1 protein-coding gene is annotated in these 411 nt (G+C 75.2%); it reads right to left on the reverse strand.

Annotated elements, in window-relative coordinates; translation table 11 throughout:
* Positions 1–411, reverse strand: a 411-nt coding sequence (locus ACOADB_RS09060; RefSeq protein WP_378597633.1) for an FAD-dependent oxidoreductase, incomplete at both ends; no start/stop codon positions are given.

A 411-nucleotide genomic window follows, 5' to 3' on the forward strand; every position in this document is an offset into this window, starting at 1 on the left:
GTCGACACCACTGGGCCCGATCAGGGGACGGCCGTCCGTCGTCGCCGGCCGGTCCCGCGCCGTCGACTCGACGAGCTCGGCGCGATCGAGCCCGGGCCACAGCGTGCGGGCAGCCGTGAGCAACCGGTGGACACCACCGGCCGTCACGACGGGAGGAGCCAGGTGCTCCTCGGAGGTGGCGCCGACGACGACCTCGCCGTTGCGTCGTGGCACCAGGTAGACCGGCTCGCCGCCGACCCAGCCGCGGACGGTGTGGGTCGGCGGATCGTCGCTCCGGACCCGGAGGACCTCGCCGCGCACACCCCGAACCAGTCCGGTCCACGGCTCCGGCAGGCGCGCGCCGGTGGCGATGACCACGACGTCCGCTCCGCCCGGATCCTGCGGTACGACGGCCACCCTGCCCAGCAACGC

Source organism: Nocardioides sp. CPCC 206348 (genome assembly GCF_048654705.1).
GTDB lineage: Bacteria > Actinomycetota > Actinomycetes > Propionibacteriales > Nocardioidaceae > Nocardioides.